Source organism: Yersinia sp. Marseille-Q5920, from assembly GCF_946902935.1.
Taxonomy (GTDB): Bacteria; Pseudomonadota; Gammaproteobacteria; order Enterobacterales; family Enterobacteriaceae; genus Yersinia; species Yersinia rochesterensis.
Genome location: NZ_CAMPQA010000029.1, coordinates 1 through 987, shown reverse-complemented (window position 1 = coordinate 987; position 987 = coordinate 1). Strand labels below are relative to the sequence as shown.

Genomic DNA, 987 nt, shown 5'->3' with positions numbered 1-987 from the left:
GATATCCACCGCCACCGCATTATCGACCGCATTACTGCTGGTCAGCGTGGCATTTGAGCCGCCGGTCACCTGCAATATCCCGCTGCCCGTCACCGTATTGGCAAAGGTGCCGTTAAAGCCACTCAGCGCCAGAATATCCTGCGCCCCCGCCAGAGCGATGTTGGCCGCCGCGCCCAGATTATTCGTTGAGCCGACAGTTAGTTTACTGTTCCCCGCCACAGCATACTGGCCGAGGAAGTTGCTGTTATTGCCGGTCAGACTGGTGTTCGCGCCGGTGGTGACGTCCACCACAGAACCGGCAACCCCGCTGAGCGCATTGGCGATGGTGCCGCTAACGCCATTTAGCACCAGATGCGAGGTGGCGGTGTCCAGCCCAACTGTGGCCGTTGACGCCCCGAGATTACTGGCCTGTGTCACTGTCAGTTCACCCGCAGCACCGATATGATGTGCGCCACTGAAGCTGTTCGTGCCGGTCAAAGTCACTGCGGCGTTGGTATTGATATCACCATTGCCGCTCAGCACATTCGCCAGCGCCGCATTGGCCCCGTTCAGGTTCAAATCGCCCAGCACGTTAACCGCGCTGCTGCCCAGTGTGCCCGCGCCGCTCAGGGTGGCGGAAGCACCGCTGGCAATATTGGTTTGCCCCGCCAGACCGCTGTTGGCGGCACTGAGGGCTAAATCGCCGCCATTGATATTCAGGGTGCCGGAGCCGGTCAAACCGCCGGTTGCGGTGGAAGCCCCGCCGGCACTCAGGTTCAATGTACCGCCCGCGATATTCAGAATATTGCTGTTGGTCAACAGGCCGCTGCTGAGCGCCCCGCCAGTGCCTAATGTGACCGTCCCGGCGTTGGTCAGTGCGCCCACCGTCTGGCTGTGGCCATTGATATTGGTGGAAGTGCCCACCGCAGTGTTCAGCGCCGAGGTCTGGCCCAGCGCATTATTACTGCCCAGATTCAAAATCCCGCCATTGACTGAGGTACTGCCGGT

At 60.7% G+C, this 987-nt stretch carries 1 protein-coding gene; it reads right to left on the bottom strand.

Annotated elements, in window-relative coordinates; translation table 11 throughout:
• A partial coding sequence (locus OVO64_RS20380; RefSeq protein ID WP_416371398.1) for a beta strand repeat-containing protein occupies nt 1-987 on the bottom strand: 987 nt, incomplete at both ends.